Source organism: Hydrogenophaga sp. OTU3427 (assembly GCF_038440225.1).
Lineage (GTDB): Bacteria > Pseudomonadota > Gammaproteobacteria > Burkholderiales > Burkholderiaceae_C > Hydrogenophaga.
Genome location: NZ_JASATI010000128.1, coordinates 1 through 436, shown reverse-complemented (window position 1 = coordinate 436; position 436 = coordinate 1). Strand labels below are relative to the sequence as shown.

At 69.5% G+C, this 436-nt stretch carries 1 protein-coding gene; it reads right to left on the bottom strand.

What is annotated here, in order from left to right; all coding sequences use genetic code 11:
- A partial coding sequence (locus AAHB17_RS24590) for an AraC family transcriptional regulator (RefSeq protein WP_342133690.1) occupies window positions 1–436 on the bottom strand: 436 nt, incomplete at both ends.

Genomic DNA, 436 nt, shown 5'->3' with positions numbered 1-436 from the left:
ACATGTCGACTGAACGCGGTGCTGAACGTACTGGCCGAGCTGTAGCCAACCCGCTCGGCGACTTCGGAAATGGACACGCCGGCGCGCCCCAGCAGATCCTTGGCCAGCGCCATGCGCCAAGCCAGCAGGTACTCCATGGGCGGCAGGCCGACGGCGCGTGAGAAGCGCTCGAAGAAGGTTGAGCGCGACAGCGCGGACTCACGGGCCAGCGCCTCCACCGTCCAGGCCTGCGCGGGGTCACCGTGCATCAGGCGCAACCCCACGGCGACGCGGGCGTCTGCCAGGCCACGCAGCAGACCGGGCGGCGCGTTGTCCCCGGTGCTGGAGCGCAATGCCTCAATCAGCAACACCTCCACCAGCCGCCCCAGCACCAGCTCGCGTCCAGGCCGTTCAGCCAGGGATTCGTCCCGGACCAACTGCACGAGCACGGCCAGGC